Origin of the sequence: Xanthomonas euroxanthea, assembly GCF_900476395.1 — a bacterium.
Lineage (GTDB): Bacteria > Pseudomonadota > Gammaproteobacteria > Xanthomonadales > Xanthomonadaceae > Xanthomonas > Xanthomonas euroxanthea.
In genome coordinates, this window is record NZ_UIHB01000006.1 from 226,125 (window position 1) to 242,002 (window position 15,878).

A 15,878-nucleotide genomic window follows, 5' to 3' on the forward strand; every position below is an offset into this window, starting at 1 on the left:
CGTTCCGCACGGCCTTGCCGCCGCGTGTGGTGCGGTCGCCGCGGTGGTGAGTCGACGCATGGAGGTCGTGATGGGGCAGGGCGATCTGTGTCCTGAACTGCAGGCGCTGCTGCAGCGCGAACTGGCCAGCGGCAACCGGATCGCCGAGCCGCCGCGGCGGACCGACTGGCCACATCCGGGCTCGGTGTTCGTCTCGCTGAAGCGCGACTTGCGCAGCGACGTGGCGTCGCTGCCGGCATCGGTGCAGCATGCGATCTGCACCGATCCGCACTACGGCTGGCACGACGAGTGCTACTGCACCACGCACCAGCATCTGTTGGTAGCGGGTGCGACCAAGCCGCCCTGAGCGTGTGTCCGCTGCTGCCATGGGTTGCAGTCGCGTCGGTTACTTGCCACGCATCCGTTAAACGACAAAACCCCGCATCGCTGCGGGGTTCTGCATGAAGCTGCTTTTTCGGGTCCCGGGTCCCGGGCCCGGAAGAATCAGAACGCGAACGTCACGCCGGCCACCGGGCCCTTGAACTCCTGCTTCAGGCCGATCAGGCCGTCGCTGCCGCGCTGGTCGACGTCGAGCTTGAACCAGTCGTAGCCGGCGAAGATGCCGAAGTTCTTGGTGAAGCGGTATTCGGCCATCGCGTTGGCACGGCTCAGGTCGCCCGAATAGTCGCCGAAGTCGCCCCAGCTGGTGTTGAGGTACTGGCCCTGCACGTTGAACAGCCAATGCTCGCTCGGCCGTGCGGTGAAGCGGATACCGACCACCGGCGCCACGCCGTCTTCGCTTTCGTCCAGCACGTCGCCGGTGAACACGTCGCCCAGGTCGGCGTATGCGTTCGCCTCGACCTTGGCGTATTCGGCACCGATCTGCAGGCCCAGGCTGAATTCCGGGGTGTCGACCACGGAGTAGTCGTACACCAGGCTCGCCACCTGATACTTGAGCTCGCCCTTGATGAAGCTGCCGCTCGGCACGGTGAAGCCACCGGCGCTGACGTCTTCACCCAGGGTCTCGCGGCGATCCTTGTCGTACTTGAAGTAGTCGAAGATAAGGCGCTGACGGGTGCTCATGCGGAACACACCATCAATGCGCGGCTCCCACTCCTTGCCACCGAAATCGAAATCCTGGTCCAGCGCGATTTCGTTGCCGGCCACCACGGTGTTGCCACGCAAGGTGTTGTCGTTGTCGATGTTCATCGCGCCCAGACGGATCTGGAAGCGGTCATCGGTATCTTCGGCGTGCGCCGGCGCGGCATAGGCGGCAGCCAATACGCACGGGATGGCCAGTGCGAGGAGGTGTTTCATGGGGAGCTCCGATTCTTGGAATGGTCAGGCGATTTGGCCTGTGCCGCGCATCTTCGATAAGACGGCGTCTTCCATAAGTGAAGGAGCTGTCGCATACGCGTGAAGGGCAAGATAGCAATCGGACAAAACGGTCCGCTGCCGCAGGCGCTCCGATGTTAGTCGTGTGCTGCGCAATTAGGGCGCCAACGGTGACGCGATACTACTGGCGTCGCGCGGCGACTGCTCTGATTGGACCGCCGATGGGAAGGTTGCAGGGTGCGACAAAATGCGTAAAAAAGCAGGAGCCCCGGTGGCCCGGGGCTCCCATACGCGACCTGCGGCGGAACCTTTCGACGAGGATGTGCAGGCCTCGGCGGTTATGACCGCCAGTTTGTGGCAAAGTTCCCACCCGCTGTGGCGCCCCCCTGTCTGGTGCGCCGCAGCAACGGATGACCTCTGCCGGTTGTCTCGCAATTTGTCCCATTGCTATACTTTCGCGGCTCGACGAGGCGCATCTGCGCTTCCCACTCATTCACACGTAAGGTAACCGTAGTGCTGAACTCCGTTGACGCGGGTCGGCGGTTGATGCTGCGCGCTGCGGTATATCCGCTTGCCGCCGTAGCTATAACCAGTCTGGGGTTGCTGTTGGTCGGTCCCCGTTACTCTGCCGGTCTGGCATTGACCGGGTTTGCGACGGTGCTGGGCGGTTGGGTGGCGGCACGTACCGCGCTAGGTGGCGGTATTCAGGCAGCCGGCATTGCCATGGTCCGGCTGATTCTGGCGATGGTGTTGAAGTGGGTGTTGGTTTTCGTGGCGCTGGCGCTCGGCTTTGGCCTGTGGCGGCTGCCTCCTCTGGCCTTGTTGGCGGGTATCGCCATCGGGCTGATTTTTCAGGTTCTGGCTCTGGCCAGGCGTTGATTCGAACTTAAAGGGCTCCGGACACATGGCGGGCGAGGCAGCAACACCTACCTCCTATATCCAGCATCACTTGCAGAACCTGATCTATCCGGTTCGCGAGGGTGGCGGCACGTTTTGGACCATCCACGTCGACACCCTGGTCATGGCGGTGTTGATGGGCCTGGTCATGGTCCTGGCGTTCTGGACGGCGACCCGCAATGCCACTGCCGGCGTGCCGGGCAAGTGGCAGGCGTTCGTCGAGATCTGCCTGGAGTTCGTCGACCGCCAGGCCAAGGACACCTATCACGGCAGCAGCAAGCTGGTGACGCCGATCGCGATCACCATCTTCTTCTGGATCCTGTTGATGAACCTCATCAAGATGATCCCGGCCGATTTCATCGCCATCCCGCTGGGCTGGGCCGGTATCCACGCCTGGAAGCCGGTGCCGACCGCCGACGTCAATGCCACCCTGGGCATGTCGATCAGCGTGTTCTTCCTGATGATCGTGTTCTCGCTGCGCTCCAAGGGCGTGGGTGGCATGACCAAGGAATTCCTCACGGCGCCGTTCGGCAAGTGGATGATGCCGTTCAACCTGCTCTTGAACATCGTCGAGTGGCTGAGCAAGCCGATTTCGCTGGCGATGCGACTGTTCGGCAACATGTTCGGCGGCGAGATCGTCTTCCTGCTGATCTGGGTGCTGGGCGGTGCGGGCATCGCCGGCATGGTCGCTGGCGGCGTATTCGGCCTCGGCTGGATGCTGTTCCACCTGTTGGTGATTCCGCTGCAGGCCTTCATTTTCATGATGCTGTCGATCGTGTATCTGAGCCTTGCCGAAGACAGTCACTGAGTTTGCTGCACCCTTCATCTGCTTCATCCCGATTCATCCATCACCCTTAGAAACTTTCGTTCGGAGATCACCATGTACCTCGCCGTCCTGACCAACCTCGCTCAAGTCCAGAGCTCCACCGTCCTCGCCGTCGGCATCATGATCGGCCTGGCCGCGCTGGGTGCCGGCCTCGGTCTGGCCATCATGGCTGGCAAGTTCCTGGAATCTGCCGCGCGCCAGCCGGAACTGATCCCGGTGCTGCAGGTCCGCATGTTCATCACCGCCGGCCTGATCGACGCCGCGTTCATCATCAGCGTCGCTGTCGGCCTGCTGTTCGCCTTCGCCAACCCGCTGGCCCAGGTGTTCATCGAACGTCTGTCGCAGGCTGCCGGCTGATCCAGCGGTAGCAGGATGTGGAGGCAACCGCGTGCGGTTGCCCCCGCGGATGAAGGTCGGAAAGCGTCGCCCCGCGGTGGCGCTTTCACCCCTAAACAGCGATTGAGCGACCCATGGATATCACCCTTACCATCTTTGCCCAGGCGCTGGCCTTCGCCGGTCTGATCTGGATCGTCGCGACCAAGATCTGGCCGCCGCTGCTGCAGGCGATCGAAGAGCGTCAGCAAAAGATCGCTGAAGGTCTGGCTGCGGCCGATCGCAGTCAGAAGGATCTGGCGCAGGCGCAGGAAAAGGTCAACGAAGCACTGAAGGACGCACGCACCAAGGCCAACGAGATCATCGATCAGGCCCATGCGCGCGCCAACCAGATCATCGAAGCGGCCAAGCACGAGGCAATTGCCGAAGCCAACCGCCAGAAGGATCTGGCACAGACCGAGATCGACGCGTCCGCCACGCGTGCCCGCGAGGAACTGCGCAAGCAGGTGTCCGTGCTGGCCGTCAGCGGTGCCGAGAAGCTGCTCAAGCGCGAAATCGATGCCAACGCCCACAAGGCGCTGCTCGACGAGCTGGCGGCGGAGATTTAATCGATGAGTCAGGCCCTCACACTTGCCCGTCCGTACGGCCGCGCCGCGTTTGCGATCGCGCGTGAGGGCGGCAACTTCGCGCCCTGGTCCGATGCGCTGGCGTTTTCGGCGCAGGTGGCCGGCGACCCGCGCGTGGCCGCGCTGCTGCTCAACCCGGCCCTGCGCCAGGATCAGGCAGTGACGTTGCTGGCACCGCCGCAGGCGAGCGAAGACTATCTGCGTTTCCTCGGCCTGCTGGCCGACGCGCAGCGGCTGTCGCTGCTGCCGGAAGTGGCAGGACTGTACGAACAGCTGCGGGCCGACGCCGAACACGTCGTCAAGGCGACGGTGACCTCGGCGGCTGCAATGAGCCAGGCGGAACTGGACACGATCGCTGCTGCGCTGAAGAAGCGTTTCGGCCGCGAGGTGGACATCACCACCGCGGTGGACGCCTCGTTGATCGGCGGCGCGGTGATCGACACCGGCGACGTGGTCATCGACGGCTCGCTGAAGGGCAAGCTTGCGCGTCTGCAAAGCTCGCTCGCCCACTGAATTCACATAAACGCATGGCCCTCGCGGCCGGCACCTAGGACTGAACGATGGCAACCACGCTCAACCCCTCCGAAATCAGCGACCTGATCAAGACCCGCATCGAGGCGGTCAAGCTGTCCGCAGAGTCGCGCAACGAAGGCTCCGTGACCAGCGTGTCCGACGGCATCGTGCGCATCTTCGGCCTGGCCGACGTGATGCAGGGCGAAATGATCGAACTGCCGAACAACACCTTCGCGCTCGCGCTGAACCTGGAGCGCGATTCGGTCGGCGCCGTGGTGCTGGGCGATTACGAAAACCTGCGCGAAGGCGACGTGGCCAAGACCACCGGCCGCATCCTGGAAGTGCCGGTCGGTCCGGAGCTGCTCGGTCGCGTGGTCAACGCGCTGGGCGAGCCGATCGATGGCAAGGGCCCGCTGGGCGCCACCCAGACCGCACCGGTGGAGCGCGTGGCGCCGGGTGTGATCTGGCGCAAGTCGGTCGACCAGCCGGTGCAGACCGGCTACAAGTCGGTCGATGCGATGATTCCGATCGGCCGCGGCCAGCGCGAGCTGGTCATCGGTGACCGTCAGACCGGCAAGACCGCGCTGGCGATCGATGCGGTGATCAACCAGAAGGGCACCGGCATCAAGTGCGTGTACGTGGCGATCGGCCAGAAGGCCTCGACCGTTGCCAACATCGTGCGCAAGCTCGAAGAGAACGGCGCGCTGGCGCACACCGTGGTGGTGGCTGCGACCGCGTCCGAATCGGCCGCGATGCAGTACATCAGCCCGTATGCCGGCTGCACCATGGGCGAGTACTTCATGGACCGCGGCGAAGACGCGCTGATCGTGTACGACGACCTGTCCAAGCAGGCCGTGGCCTACCGCCAGATCTCGCTGCTGCTCAAGCGCCCGCCGGGTCGCGAAGCCTATCCGGGCGACGTGTTCTATCTGCACTCCCGCCTGCTCGAGCGCGCTGCGCGCGTGTCCGAGGAATACGTGGAGAAGTTCACCAACGGTGCGGTGACCGGCAAGACCGGTTCGCTGACCGCGCTGCCGATCATCGAAACGCAGGCCGGCGACGTGTCCGCATTCGTGCCGACCAACGTGATCTCGATCACCGACGGCCAGATCTTCCTGGAAACCGACCTGTTCAACGCCGGCATCCGCCCGGCCGTGAACGCCGGTATCTCGGTGTCGCGCGTCGGTGGTGCGGCCCAGACCAAGATCATCAAGAAGCTGTCCGGCGGCATCCGTATCTCGCTGGCGCAGTACCGCGAGCTGGCGGCGTTCGCGCAGTTCGCCTCGGACCTGGACGAAGCCACCCGCAAGCAGCTCGAGCGCGGTCAGCGCGTTACCGAGCTGATGAAGCAGAAGCAGTACGCGCCGATGTCCATCGCCAACCAGGCGCTGTCGATCTACGCCGTCAACGAGGGTTACCTCGATGAAGTGCCGGTCAACAAGCTGCTGGCGTTCGAAGAAGGCCTGCACGCGCACTTCGCCAACACCCAGGGCGAGCTGATCTCCAAGATCAACGCCACCGGCGGCTGGGACAACGACATCGAAGCTGCCTTCAAGAAGGGCATCGAAGAGTTCAAGACCACGGGCAGCTGGTAAATCCAGCTGCGGGAATCGGGAATCGAGAATAGGGAATCGTCAAAGCGGGTTGGCTGTGCCAATTCCCGATTCACGATTCCCCATTCCCACTAAGCGAGCGAAGCGAGCGAGTATGGCAGGCGGACGCGAAATCAAAACCAAGATCAAGAGCGTGCAGAACACCCGCAAGGTGACGCGCGCGCTCGAAATGGTCTCGGCCTCCAAGATCCGCAAGGCGCAGGACCGCATGAAGACCTCGCGTCCGTACGCGCAGGCGATGAAGCAGGTGATCGGGCATCTGGCGCAGGCCAGCACCGACTACCAGCATCCGTTCCTGGTCGAGCGTGAGCAGGTCAAGCGGGTCGGCTACATCGTGATCTCTTCGGACCGCGGCCTGGCCGGCGGCCTGAACAACAACCTGTTCCGCAAGATGCTGGGCGAAGTGCGCCCATGGCAGGACAAAGGTGCCGAGATCGACGTGGTGACCATCGGACAGAAGGCCTCGGCGTTCTTCCGTCGCATCAAGGTCAACATGGTCGGCAGCGTCACCCATCTGGGTGACAGCCCGCAGATCGAGCAGTTGATCGGCGTGATCAAGGTGATGCTGGATGCCTTCGTCGAGGGCAAGGTGGACCGCGTGTATCTGGTCTACAACCGCTTCGTGAACACGATGACGCAGAAGGCCAGCTTCGATCAGCTGCTGCCGCTGCCGGCCGCCGAGCACAAGGTGGCCCATCACGACTGGGATTACCTGTACGAACCCGATGCCGCGACCGTGCTGGAGCACGTGATGACGCGTTACATCGAGTCGCTGGTGTACCAGGCCGTGCTGGAAAACGTGGCCTCCGAACATGCCGCGCGCATGGTGGCGATGAAGGCCGCCAGCGACAACGCCAACAAGATGATCGGCACCTTGCAACTGGTCTACAACAAAGCGCGCCAGGCGGCGATCACCCAGGAAATTTCGGAAATCGTCAGCGGCGCTGCCGCTGTCTAGCCGGGAATGGAGAATCGGAAAACGGGAATAGGCAAGGCCGTCGGTGCTCTTGATCTTCCCATTCCCCATTCTCGATTCCCCACTCCCGACACAAGAATCGAACAGACATTAGTGGAGTTATCCAAATGAGTCAGGGCAAGATCGTTCAGATCATCGGCGCGGTCGTCGACGTCGAATTCCAGCGCAATGAAGTGCCGAAGGTCTATCACGCGTTGAAGGTCGATGGCACCGAAATCACCCTGGAAGTGCAGCAGCAGCTCGGCGACGGCGTCGTGCGCACCATTGCGCTCGGCTCCACCGACGGCCTGAAGCGCAACCTGCTGGCCACCAACACCGAGCGTGCGATTTCGGTGCCGGTCGGTGCCGGGACGCTGGGCCGCATCATGGACGTGCTGGGTCGGCCGATCGACGAAGCCGGCGACGTGCAGGCATCGGACCATTGGGAAATCCATCGCGCTGCGCCGTCGTATGAAGACCAGTCCTCCAGCACCGAGCTGCTGGAAACCGGCATCAAGGTCATCGACCTGATGTGCCCGTTCGCCAAGGGCGGCAAGGTCGGCCTGTTCGGCGGCGCCGGCGTCGGCAAGACCGTCAACATGATGGAGCTGATCAACAACATCGCCAAGGCGCACTCGGGTCTGTCCGTGTTCGCCGGCGTGGGCGAGCGTACCCGCGAGGGCAACGACTTCTACCACGAGATGAAAGACTCCAACGTGCTGGACAAGGTTGCGATGGTGTACGGCCAGATGAACGAGCCGCCGGGCAACCGTCTGCGCGTGGCGCTGACCGGCCTGACCATGGCCGAGTACTTCCGCGACGAGAAGGACGCCAGCGGCAAGGGCAAGGACGTGCTGCTGTTCGTCGACAACATCTACCGCTACACGCTGGCCGGTACCGAAGTGTCCGCGCTGCTCGGCCGCATGCCGTCGGCAGTGGGCTACCAGCCGACCCTGGCCGAGGAAATGGGCGTGTTGCAGGAGCGCATCACCTCGACCAAGAGCGGTTCGATCACCTCGATCCAGGCCGTCTACGTGCCCGCGGACGACCTGACCGACCCGTCGCCGGCGACCACCTTCGCCCACCTGGATTCCACCGTCACGCTGAGCCGTAACATTGCCTCGCTGGGTATCTACCCGGCGGTGGATCCGCTGGATTCCACCAGCCGCCAGATGGACCCGCTGGTGATCGGCCACGAGCATTACGACACCGCCCAGCGCGTCCAGCAGACCTTGCAGAAGTACAAGGAACTGAAGGACATCATCGCGATCCTGGGCATGGACGAGCTGAGCGAAGAAGACAAGCAGTCGGTGTCGCGCGCACGCAAGATCGAGCGCTTCTTCAGCCAGCCCTTCCACGTGGCCGAAGTGTTCACGGGCTCGCCGGGCAAGTACGTCTCGCTGAAGGACACCATCCGCGGCTTCAAGGCGATCTGCGACGGCGAGTACGACCACCTGCCGGAGCAGGCGTTCTACATGGTCGGCAGCATCGAAGAAGCCGTCGAGAAAGCCAACAAGATGAGCGCCAAGGCCTGATGGATCCCAGCCGCTATGCGGCTGGAATCGGGAATCGGGAATCGGGAATCGTAAAGGCGGGTCATCGGTAGGTCGGAATCGACAGGAAGAGGGAAGCGTGCAGCCAGCCGCTCTTCCCAATCCCGATTCCCGATTCCCGATTCCCGCCTCACTACAGTGAGGCACCATGAGCACTATCCGTTGCGACATCGTCAGCGCCGAGAAGGAAATCTTCCACGGTGAGGCGACGCTGGTCGTGGCCACCGGCGAGCTGGGTGAGCTGGGCATCGCGCCCAAGCACGCGCCGCTGATCACGCGCCTGAAGCCGGGCAAGGTGGTGGTCACCACCGCCAATGGCGAACACCTGGACTTCGCCATTTCCGGCGGCATCCTGGAAGTGCAGCCGCAGGTGGTGACCGTGCTGGTCGACACCGCGGTGCGTGCCCAGGACATCGACGAAGCCGCCGTGCGCAAGGTCAAGGAAGAGGCCGAGCGTCTGCTGGCCAACCGTGGCGACACCGTGGACGTGGCCGATGCGCAGCGTCGGCTGGCCGAAGCGACCGTGCAGCTGCAGGCACTGGAACGGCTGCGTCGCACCCTCAAGCACTAAGCACGCGGGCTCGCGCCCGTTTGCGCGTTACGCGGTACCTGCTGCACCGCCACACCCAGGTGTGGAGTGAAAACGCCGACCCTCGTGTCGGCGTTTTCGTTTCTGGCGCTGCGCATGCGGGGGGCGGCTTGCAGGCTCGGGGACTGCAGGCACACTGCGTGGCTTGTACTGTGCTGCCGGCGGCGCGGCATCTCACCTGCATATCGAGGAACACCCGATGACCCGGACGATCGATGACTTTCGTGGCTACGCGCTGAGCGGCCTGCTGGCCGTGGCGTTGCTGGGGTGTGCGCTGCCGGTACGCAGCCAGCCGCCGCTGGATCCATTGCTGGACCGAATCGTGCAACGCAACGCCATCGGCGATGCGGTGGCGCTGAGCAAATGGGACAGCGGCAAGCCGGTGCTGGACCAGACCCGCGAGGCGGCGGTGCTGCAGAGCGTGCGCGAGCAGGCGCCTGCGCACGGGCTGGATGCCGACGATGCGGCGCGCTTCTTCGCTGCGCAGATCGAGGCCAACAAGTCGGTGCAGTACGCACTGCTGAACCACTGGCGCGAACGTGGGCGCGCGCCGGACACGGCGCGGCCGGATCTGGCGGGCCTGCGCACGCGTCTGGATCAGCTGCAAGGCGAACTGCTCGACGCACTGGCCGATGTCGCGCCGGCACGTGCAGCGCCGCAATGCCCGGCCAATACCGCGCATGCCGCCGCCCGGTATGCGGCGCAATGGCAGCTGGACGCGCTGCATCGCGCGGCGCTGGTCCGCAGCCTGGGCGATTTCTGCCACTGATATGCGTGGTGTCCAGGGCGTGTCATGCACGGCGCAGACCTCGGCGGTGCGGGTGACGGCAACGCCGATCGTGTTTTCTGTCAGTCCAACCCGGCACCGTTGTCGGCGACTGCGCTGACGTCAGCGCGCTCGCTAGCGATACACCACGTGCCGGCCCAGGAAAAACGACACGATCGCCAGGCCACCTTCCACCAGCGGTTTGGCCAGCCAGGCCTGACGCAGGCCAACCAGGTCCACTGTCGCCGACAACAGCCAGGTGCTGATGAGGGTCAGTGCCAGCCACATCAGCGCAAAGCGACGGAAACGCGGCCAGCCCAGGCGTGCACCGCCGTCCTGGGCGAAGGTGTAGCGGCCGTTGAGCCAGAAGCCCAGCACCGCGCCGCTGATCCGCCCGAGCAGGTTGGCCGGCACGGCAGGCATGCCGGCCGCGGTGGCGGCGATGAAGATGCCGCAATCCACCGCCAGCTGCAGGGCGCCAATGATCATGAATTGGCTGCCTTGGCGGAACAGACTCATGCAGGCCGGGTCATCGTGGAGGGGCGCTCATGCTAACGGCAGCGGCGCTTGAAAAGTGTCATCGTCGCGCGTGCTGCAGGCGGGACACGACGCATTGCCGGGACAGCGACTAGAATTTAGCGCTCCCACGTTCTGGAACGCTTCGATGACTCTGCCCTTGCACGTCGTGATCCTGGCCGCGGGCGAGGGCAAGCGCATGCGCTCGTCCCTGCCCAAGGTGCTGCAGCCGCTGGCAGGCCAGCCGATGCTGGCACATGTGATCGCCACCGCGCGGCAGCTGCAGCCGGCAGCGATCCATGTGGTGCACGGGCATGGCGGCGAGCAGGTGCAGGCGGCGTTCGCCGCGCAGGACGACCTGCACTGGGCCGAGCAGCGTCAGCAACTGGGCACCGGGCATGCGGTGCAACAGGCGATGGATGCGATTCCGGATGCGGCGACGGTGCTGGTGCTGTACGGCGATGTGCCGCTGATCCAGTGCCAGGACCTGCTGCAGCTGCTGCACGCACCCGGGCGCATGGCGGTGCTGGTGGCCGATGTGCCCAATCCCACCGGGTACGGCCGCATCCTGCGCGATGCCGAGGGCAAGGTCGCCGCGATCGTCGAGCAGAAGGACGCCAATGACGAGCAGCGCCGCATCCGCACCATCAACACCGGCATCCTCACTGCCGAGTCCACGGCGTTGCGCCGCTGGCTGGGTGGTCTGTCCAACGAGAATGCACAGGGCGAGTTCTATCTCACCGACGTGTTCGCCAGCGCCGCTGCCGATTTCACTCCGGCCGACATGGTGCACGTGGCCGATGCGCAGGACGTGGAAGGCGCCAACGACCCCTGGCAGCTGGCGCAGCTGGAGCGCGCCTGGCAGCTGCGTGCGGCGCGTGCGCTCTGCCTGCAGGGCGTACGCATGGCCGACCCGGCGCGCGTGGAGCAGCGCGGCTCGGTGACGGTAGGCAGCGACGTGCAACTGGACATCGATGTGGTCCTGGAAGGCGATGTGACACTGGGCGATGGCGTGGTGATCGGCCCCTTCGTGCGCTTGCGCGATGTGACGCTGGGCGCCGGCACGCAGGTCCGCGCGCACTGCGACCTGGAAGGCGTGGTGACCGAAGGAGCGGTGCAGATTGGCCCGTTCGCGCGGCTGCGTCCTGGCACCGTGCTGGCCGATGGCGTGCATATCGGCAACTTCGTCGAGACCAAGAAGGTCACAATGGGCGTGGGCAGCAAGGCCAACCATCTGACCTACCTGGGCGATGCGGTGATCGGCAGCAAGGTCAACATCGGCGCCGGCACCATCACCTGCAATTACGACGGGGTGAACAAGTCGCAGACCACCATCGGCGATGGCGCCTTCGTCGGCTCCAACAGCGCGTTGGTGGCACCGATCGAGATCGGCGCAATGGCCACCATCGGTGCGGGCTCGGTGATAACGCGCGATGCGCCGGCCGGCCAGCTCAGCGTGGCGCGCCCGCGGCAGACGGTGATCGAAGGTTGGGAACGCCCGACCAAGAAATAACGTGTTTTCCAGGCGTGTGGCGTGGCTGCACGTCGCTGCAAGGGGCGGGCCGCCGCTCTGCAGCGGTGCCGTGCACAGGCCACGCCCGCCACGACCGATCACGAGGTGCACGATGCAAACGTCACGTTGCGCGTTGCGGGTGACATTACTGCTGACATTGGCGGCACTGCTGCCCATGTCAGCCCATGCGCAGACCTACCGGCTGTATCTGGCGCCGGACGGCAACGATGCGGCCGCGGGCACCAGCGCAACGACCGCGTTGCGGAGCCTGGCGGTTGCCCAGCAACGGCTGCTGGAGCAGCGGCCGGGCGGTGCGGTGGACGTGGTGATTGCCGCAGGCACGTATCTGCGGCAGTCGGTGCAATGGACCTTCACCAACGGGGCGCCCATTCGCTTCATCGCTGCGCCGGATGCGGCCGCGCCACCGTGGTTCGACGGGCGCGGCGGTGCGACCTGGTTCACGCTGAAGGGCGGCGGCGATGCCGCCACCCGGCTGACCTTCGCCGGGTTGAAGGTCAGCAATTACTGGATGGCGATGGACCTGGGCAGCAGCAAGCGCAGCGCCGACGGCAACAGCGGCAACGTTATCCGCAACATGACCTTCGAGCGGATCGGTGGCATCCATGGCAGCAGCAGCGAGGCCGCCTATTCGTTCGCGGCGATCCGCCTGCAGAACTCGCGCGACAACCGCATCGAACGCAATCGCTTTGTGTCCATCGAAAACGACACCCGGACCTCGGGTTTCGTGCACGCGATCTACCTGGCGCGCCACTCCTCCGGCAACCGCATCGAAGGCAATACCTTCACCGAGGTCAACGGCGATGCCGTGCGTACCCGCGATGCCTCCGACAATACCTACGTGGCGACCAACCGTTTCGTCCGGGCAGGCAAGTACGCGGCGTTTTCGGACTGGATCAAGCCCGATGGCGAATGTCCGTCGCAAGGCGGGCAGTTCGTCGACAACACTGTGGGGGCTGGCTATTACGGCGCCATCGCCGCCACCCGCACCAGCGGCGCCGACGATGCCTGTGGTGCGTTGAAACAGCCACGGATCCAGGAGCGCGGGACGCTGCGCGGCGATTGAACGCTGCGATCGCTTGCAACGCGCTAGCCGGCCGCCGCCGCCGGCAGCAGCAAGGTGACGCACAAGCCGCCGTGTTCGCGGTTATGCAGCGAGATGCGCCCGCCGTGCGCTTCGGCGATCTCGCGGGTGAGCGCAAGCCCGAGCCCGGTGCCATTGCGCTTGGTCGAGTAGAACGGCATCAGTGCGTTATGCAGCACGGCCTCGTTCATGCCGTTGCCGCGGTCCAGCACTTCGATCCGCAGCCATTGCGGCACGCGCGTGACGCGGACGGCGACATCGCTGTTGGGCGGCTGCGCTTCGCTGCAGGCCTCGTGCGCGTTCTTGAGCAGGTTGAGCAACGCCTGCTCGATCTGCGCGGCATCGATGCGGCTGGAGACATCGCTCAGTGCGCCTTGCAGCTGGAACGGAATCTGCTGCCGCAAACGCTCCAGGAACGGCGCCCATTCGATGGTCTGCAATTGCGGCTGCGGCAGCTTGGCAAACCGCGCGTAGCCGCGGATGAAACCTTCCAGATGACGGGCGCGTTCTTCGATGGTTTCGAACACCGTGCCAAGCCGGTCGGTGCGTTCGCGGCGCAGCAACTCGGCGCCGGAATGCGCCAGCGAGGCGATCGGTGCGAGCGAGTTGTTCAATTCATGGCTGATCACGCGGATGACCTTTTTCCAGGTCTGCACTTCCTGGCGCCGCAATTCGGTGGTCAAGGTGCGGATCAGCAACAGCTCGTGGCCGCGTCCATTGAGATGGAAACTGCGGCGTGACAGGTGATAGATCTGCTCGTCGTCTTCGTCATCGCCGTCCTCGCGCACCGCGAACAGGCAATCGCCGCCGCGTGCCAACGCATCGCGCAGTTCGCCGGGCATGCGCGCGAGCACGTCGTCCAGGTGCTGACCTTCGAGCTTGCGGCCGTCGTGCAACAGCTTGCGTGCGGCATTGTTGGAGAAACCGATGCGGCGCACGCTATCGCCCCCGGCCACGACCAACAACATCGCCACCGGGGTGTTCTGCAACATGGTGTCGAGCATCAGTTCGCGTTGCACCAGATTGCGCCGCTGCGCGCGCAGTACCTCGCCCAGTTCCGCATGCGCCTGCACCAGTTGCGCCAGTTCGTCGCTGCCGCGCCAGTACACGCCGAAGTTGTATTCGCCATCGCGGTAGCTGCTGGTGGTGCCGGCCAGGGCGCGGAACAGCGAGCGCATCGGTGCAGTGGCGCGTTGCAGGCTCCACCACATCGTCGCCAGCAGCACGATGGCGGAGATCACCGCCACTTCCCAGCCGCGATCCAGCCAGTACGCGGTGAACCAGGGCAGGGCGGCGGCCAGCACCAGCACCGGCAGCAGGCGCAGGAACAGCGAGAAGGTGAAGGAACGTGGCTGCCACATGCTCAGGCTTACTCCTGGCTGATGCCGTAGCGGTCCATGCGCCGGTACAGCGCCTGCCGGCTCAGCCCCAGCTCGGCAGCGGCCTGGGCGATGACGCCCTGCGCGCGCGCCAGCGCCTGCTCGATCCGGGCACGATCTGGCTCGCCGGCGGTCGGCGCGGCCGGGCGCGCTGCGGCCGCGCGCGGCAGGTTTAGATCGCCGGCTTCGATGCGCGCACCTTGCGCGAGCAGGGACGCACGTTGCAGCACGTTGCGCAGCTCGCGCACGTTGCCGGGCCAGGCGTGCCGTTGCAAGGCATCGCGTGCCTGCGTGGACAAGGGTTTTTCGCCGGCCAGGAAGTGCTCGGCCAACGGGCCGATATCGCCAGGGCGCTCGGCCAGGGCCGGCAACGCGATTTCCACCGTGTTGAGGCGGTAGTACAGATCTTCGCGGAAGCTGCCATCGCGGATCATCGCCGGCAGATCGGCGTTGGTGGCGCTGATCACCCGCACCTTGGCATGACGTTCGCGGTTGGAGCCCAGGCGCTCATAACGGCCGGTCTCCAGCACGCGCAGCAGCTTCATCTGCCCGGCCAGCGGCAGGTTGCCGATTTCGTCCAGAAACAGCGTGCCGCCATCGGCGGCTTCGAACTTGCCCTCGCGCGCCTTGTTGGCGCCGGTGTATGCGCCGGCCTCGGCGCCGAACAGCTCGGCTTCGATCAGTTCGCCAGGCAACGCGCCGCAATTGAGCGCAATGAAGGGGCCGTGCCTGGCAGGTGAGTTGGCCTGGATGATCTCGGCGATCTTCTCCTTGCCGCTGCCGTTGGGGCCGGTGATCAGCACCGGCAGGTCCGAGCGTGCGACCTGGCAGGCGAGCGCGATTGCGCGTTCGCTGGCCGGGTCGGCGAACACCGCCCCGCGCAGATCGTAACGCTGGGTCAGTTGCTCGCGACCGCGCCGCTCGCGCGCGCGCCGACGTTCCAGCTCGCGGCGCGCTTCGGACAGCTCCAGCAGGTTGTTGACCGTGGTCAGCAGCTTGGTGTCGTCCCAGGGCTTGGCGATGTAGTCGGCTGCCCCGGCCTTCACCAGGCCCACCGCACTGCCCAGGTGGGTCCAGGCGGTGAGCAGGATCACCGGCAGGTCCGGGTGGCGCTGACGGATCTGGGTGAACAACGCTTCGCCTTCCTCGCCGGAGGTGGTGTCGGCGGTGAAGTTCATGTCCTGGATCACCAGGTCGAACACCTGCTCGTCCAGCAGCGCCAACCCGGCCTGCGGCGAATGCGCGTGCCGCGCCTCGATGTCGTGCAACGAAAACAGCACCTCCAGCGCGGTGGCGACGGCGGTGTTGTCGTCGATGATCAGGATCTGCGGCATCGGGAACCTTGTTGGAGTGCGAGGGCGAACGGACGGACGAGGTAGACAG

Annotated in this window: 17 protein-coding genes; 13 read left to right on the top strand and 4 right to left on the bottom strand. The window is 65.0% G+C overall.

Annotation, left to right across the window (positions count from 1 at the left end; translation table 11 throughout):
- Positions 1-58 precede the first annotated feature (58 nt).
- A complete protein-coding gene (locus tag CPBF1521_RS18355; protein ID WP_115677866.1) occupies positions 59-346 on the top strand; it encodes a hypothetical protein in 288 nt (95 codons plus the stop codon).
- A gap of 137 nt (positions 347-483) precedes the next feature.
- Here CPBF1521_RS18355 and CPBF1521_RS18360 read toward each other — a convergent pair whose 3' ends face one another.
- A complete protein-coding gene (locus CPBF1521_RS18360) occupies positions 484-1,296 on the bottom strand; it encodes a hypothetical protein (RefSeq protein ID WP_042594608.1) in 813 nt (270 codons plus the stop codon).
- A 531-nt stretch (positions 1,297-1,827) separates the two neighbouring features.
- On the opposite strand from CPBF1521_RS18360, the gene CPBF1521_RS18365 reads away from it, so the two are divergent.
- From CPBF1521_RS18365 to CPBF1521_RS18410, 10 genes are all read left to right on the top strand, one after another.
- Positions 1,828-2,193: a hypothetical protein gene (locus CPBF1521_RS18365; RefSeq protein ID WP_016901016.1), complete on the top strand. Its 366-nt coding sequence runs from the start codon at positions 1,828-1,830 to the stop codon at positions 2,191-2,193.
- A gap of 25 nt (positions 2,194-2,218) precedes the next feature.
- The gene (atpB, locus tag CPBF1521_RS18370) at positions 2,219-3,019 is read left to right on the top strand and encodes a F0F1 ATP synthase subunit A (RefSeq protein WP_039421795.1); all 801 of its coding nucleotides are present in this window, start codon (positions 2,219-2,221) and stop codon (positions 3,017-3,019) included.
- Between the two features lie 72 nt (positions 3,020-3,091).
- Entirely contained in the window at positions 3,092-3,394 is a 303-nt protein-coding gene (atpE, locus tag CPBF1521_RS18375; protein WP_002814105.1) for a F0F1 ATP synthase subunit C, read from the top strand.
- 113 nt (positions 3,395-3,507) lie between these two features.
- Positions 3,508-3,978 (top strand): F0F1 ATP synthase subunit B, encoded by a 471-nt coding sequence (locus CPBF1521_RS18380; protein WP_016901014.1) that lies wholly within the window; start codon positions 3,508-3,510, stop codon positions 3,976-3,978.
- A 3-nt stretch (positions 3,979-3,981) separates the two neighbouring features.
- Positions 3,982-4,509: a F0F1 ATP synthase subunit delta gene (locus CPBF1521_RS18385; protein WP_104583245.1), complete on the top strand. Its 528-nt coding sequence runs from the start codon at positions 3,982-3,984 to the stop codon at positions 4,507-4,509.
- Between the two features lie 47 nt (positions 4,510-4,556).
- Positions 4,557-6,104 (top strand): F0F1 ATP synthase subunit alpha, encoded by a 1,548-nt coding sequence (atpA, locus tag CPBF1521_RS18390; protein WP_104535126.1) that lies wholly within the window; start codon positions 4,557-4,559, stop codon positions 6,102-6,104.
- A 112-nt stretch (positions 6,105-6,216) separates the two neighbouring features.
- Positions 6,217-7,080, top strand: coding sequence for a F0F1 ATP synthase subunit gamma (atpG, locus tag CPBF1521_RS18395; protein WP_065032896.1), 864 nt, complete (start codon positions 6,217-6,219; stop codon positions 7,078-7,080).
- A 125-nt stretch (positions 7,081-7,205) separates the two neighbouring features.
- Positions 7,206-8,612 carry a F0F1 ATP synthase subunit beta gene (atpD, locus tag CPBF1521_RS18400; RefSeq protein WP_104583247.1) on the top strand — a complete coding sequence of 469 codons (1,407 nt, stop codon included), beginning with the start codon at positions 7,206-7,208 and terminating at the stop codon, positions 8,610-8,612.
- A 166-nt stretch (positions 8,613-8,778) separates the two neighbouring features.
- A complete protein-coding gene (locus CPBF1521_RS18405; RefSeq protein ID WP_104583248.1) occupies positions 8,779-9,201 on the top strand; it encodes a F0F1 ATP synthase subunit epsilon in 423 nt (140 codons plus the stop codon).
- Between the two features lie 217 nt (positions 9,202-9,418).
- Positions 9,419-9,988 carry a chorismate mutase gene (locus tag CPBF1521_RS18410; protein WP_115677867.1) on the top strand — a complete coding sequence of 190 codons (570 nt, stop codon included), beginning with the start codon at positions 9,419-9,421 and terminating at the stop codon, positions 9,986-9,988.
- A 132-nt stretch (positions 9,989-10,120) separates the two neighbouring features.
- On the opposite strand, the gene CPBF1521_RS18415 is transcribed toward CPBF1521_RS18410, so the two are convergent.
- On the bottom strand, positions 10,121-10,504 hold the full coding sequence (locus tag CPBF1521_RS18415) for a GtrA family protein (RefSeq protein ID WP_104583250.1): 384 nt from the start codon (positions 10,502-10,504) through the stop codon (positions 10,121-10,123).
- Between the two features lie 145 nt (positions 10,505-10,649).
- Between CPBF1521_RS18415 and glmU the strand changes: the two genes are divergently transcribed.
- On the top strand, positions 10,650-12,014 hold the full coding sequence (gene glmU, locus CPBF1521_RS18420) for a bifunctional UDP-N-acetylglucosamine diphosphorylase/glucosamine-1-phosphate N-acetyltransferase GlmU (RefSeq protein ID WP_104583251.1): 1,365 nt from the start codon (positions 10,650-10,652) through the stop codon (positions 12,012-12,014).
- A 112-nt stretch (positions 12,015-12,126) separates the two neighbouring features.
- Positions 12,127-13,098 carry a NosD domain-containing protein gene (locus tag CPBF1521_RS18425; protein ID WP_115677868.1) on the top strand — a complete coding sequence of 324 codons (972 nt, stop codon included), beginning with the start codon at positions 12,127-12,129 and terminating at the stop codon, positions 13,096-13,098.
- A gap of 23 nt (positions 13,099-13,121) precedes the next feature.
- Here CPBF1521_RS18425 and CPBF1521_RS18430 read toward each other — a convergent pair whose 3' ends face one another.
- Both CPBF1521_RS18430 and CPBF1521_RS18435 read right to left on the bottom strand, forming a co-directional pair.
- Complete coding sequence (locus CPBF1521_RS18430; protein ID WP_115677869.1) at positions 13,122-14,477, bottom strand: sensor histidine kinase; 1,356 nt, start codon at positions 14,475-14,477, stop codon at positions 13,122-13,124.
- A gap of 8 nt (positions 14,478-14,485) precedes the next feature.
- Positions 14,486-15,829 (bottom strand): sigma-54-dependent transcriptional regulator, encoded by a 1,344-nt coding sequence (locus CPBF1521_RS18435; RefSeq protein WP_115677870.1) that lies wholly within the window; start codon positions 15,827-15,829, stop codon positions 14,486-14,488.
- Between the last annotated feature and the right edge of the window lie 49 nt (positions 15,830-15,878).

Bases quoted from the DNA above. Each gene is read 5' to 3' on its own strand.
- CPBF1521_RS18355 (WP_115677866.1), top strand. From the start codon at position 59: ATGGAGGTCGTGATGGGGCAGGGCGATCTGTGTCCTGAACTGCAGGCG.
- CPBF1521_RS18360 (WP_042594608.1), bottom strand. From the start codon at position 1,296: ATGAAACACCTCCTCGCACTGGCCATCCCGTGCGTATTGGCTGCCGCC.
- atpB (WP_039421795.1), top strand. From the start codon at position 2,219: ATGGCGGGCGAGGCAGCAACACCTACCTCCTATATCCAGCATCACTTG.
- atpE (WP_002814105.1), top strand. From the start codon at position 3,092: ATGTACCTCGCCGTCCTGACCAACCTCGCTCAAGTCCAGAGCTCCACC.
- CPBF1521_RS18380 (WP_016901014.1), top strand. From the start codon at position 3,508: ATGGATATCACCCTTACCATCTTTGCCCAGGCGCTGGCCTTCGCCGGT.
- CPBF1521_RS18385 (WP_104583245.1), top strand. From the start codon at position 3,982: ATGAGTCAGGCCCTCACACTTGCCCGTCCGTACGGCCGCGCCGCGTTT.
- atpA (WP_104535126.1), top strand. From the start codon at position 4,557: ATGGCAACCACGCTCAACCCCTCCGAAATCAGCGACCTGATCAAGACC.
- atpG (WP_065032896.1), top strand. From the start codon at position 6,217: ATGGCAGGCGGACGCGAAATCAAAACCAAGATCAAGAGCGTGCAGAAC.
- atpD (WP_104583247.1), top strand. From the start codon at position 7,206: ATGAGTCAGGGCAAGATCGTTCAGATCATCGGCGCGGTCGTCGACGTC.
- CPBF1521_RS18405 (WP_104583248.1), top strand. From the start codon at position 8,779: ATGAGCACTATCCGTTGCGACATCGTCAGCGCCGAGAAGGAAATCTTC.
- CPBF1521_RS18410 (WP_115677867.1), top strand. From the start codon at position 9,419: ATGACCCGGACGATCGATGACTTTCGTGGCTACGCGCTGAGCGGCCTG.
- CPBF1521_RS18415 (WP_104583250.1), bottom strand. From the start codon at position 10,504: ATGAGTCTGTTCCGCCAAGGCAGCCAATTCATGATCATTGGCGCCCTG.
- glmU (WP_104583251.1), top strand. From the start codon at position 10,650: ATGACTCTGCCCTTGCACGTCGTGATCCTGGCCGCGGGCGAGGGCAAG.
- CPBF1521_RS18425 (WP_115677868.1), top strand. From the start codon at position 12,127: ATGCAAACGTCACGTTGCGCGTTGCGGGTGACATTACTGCTGACATTG.
- CPBF1521_RS18430 (WP_115677869.1), bottom strand. From the start codon at position 14,477: ATGTGGCAGCCACGTTCCTTCACCTTCTCGCTGTTCCTGCGCCTGCTG.
- CPBF1521_RS18435 (WP_115677870.1), bottom strand. From the start codon at position 15,829: ATGCCGCAGATCCTGATCATCGACGACAACACCGCCGTCGCCACCGCG.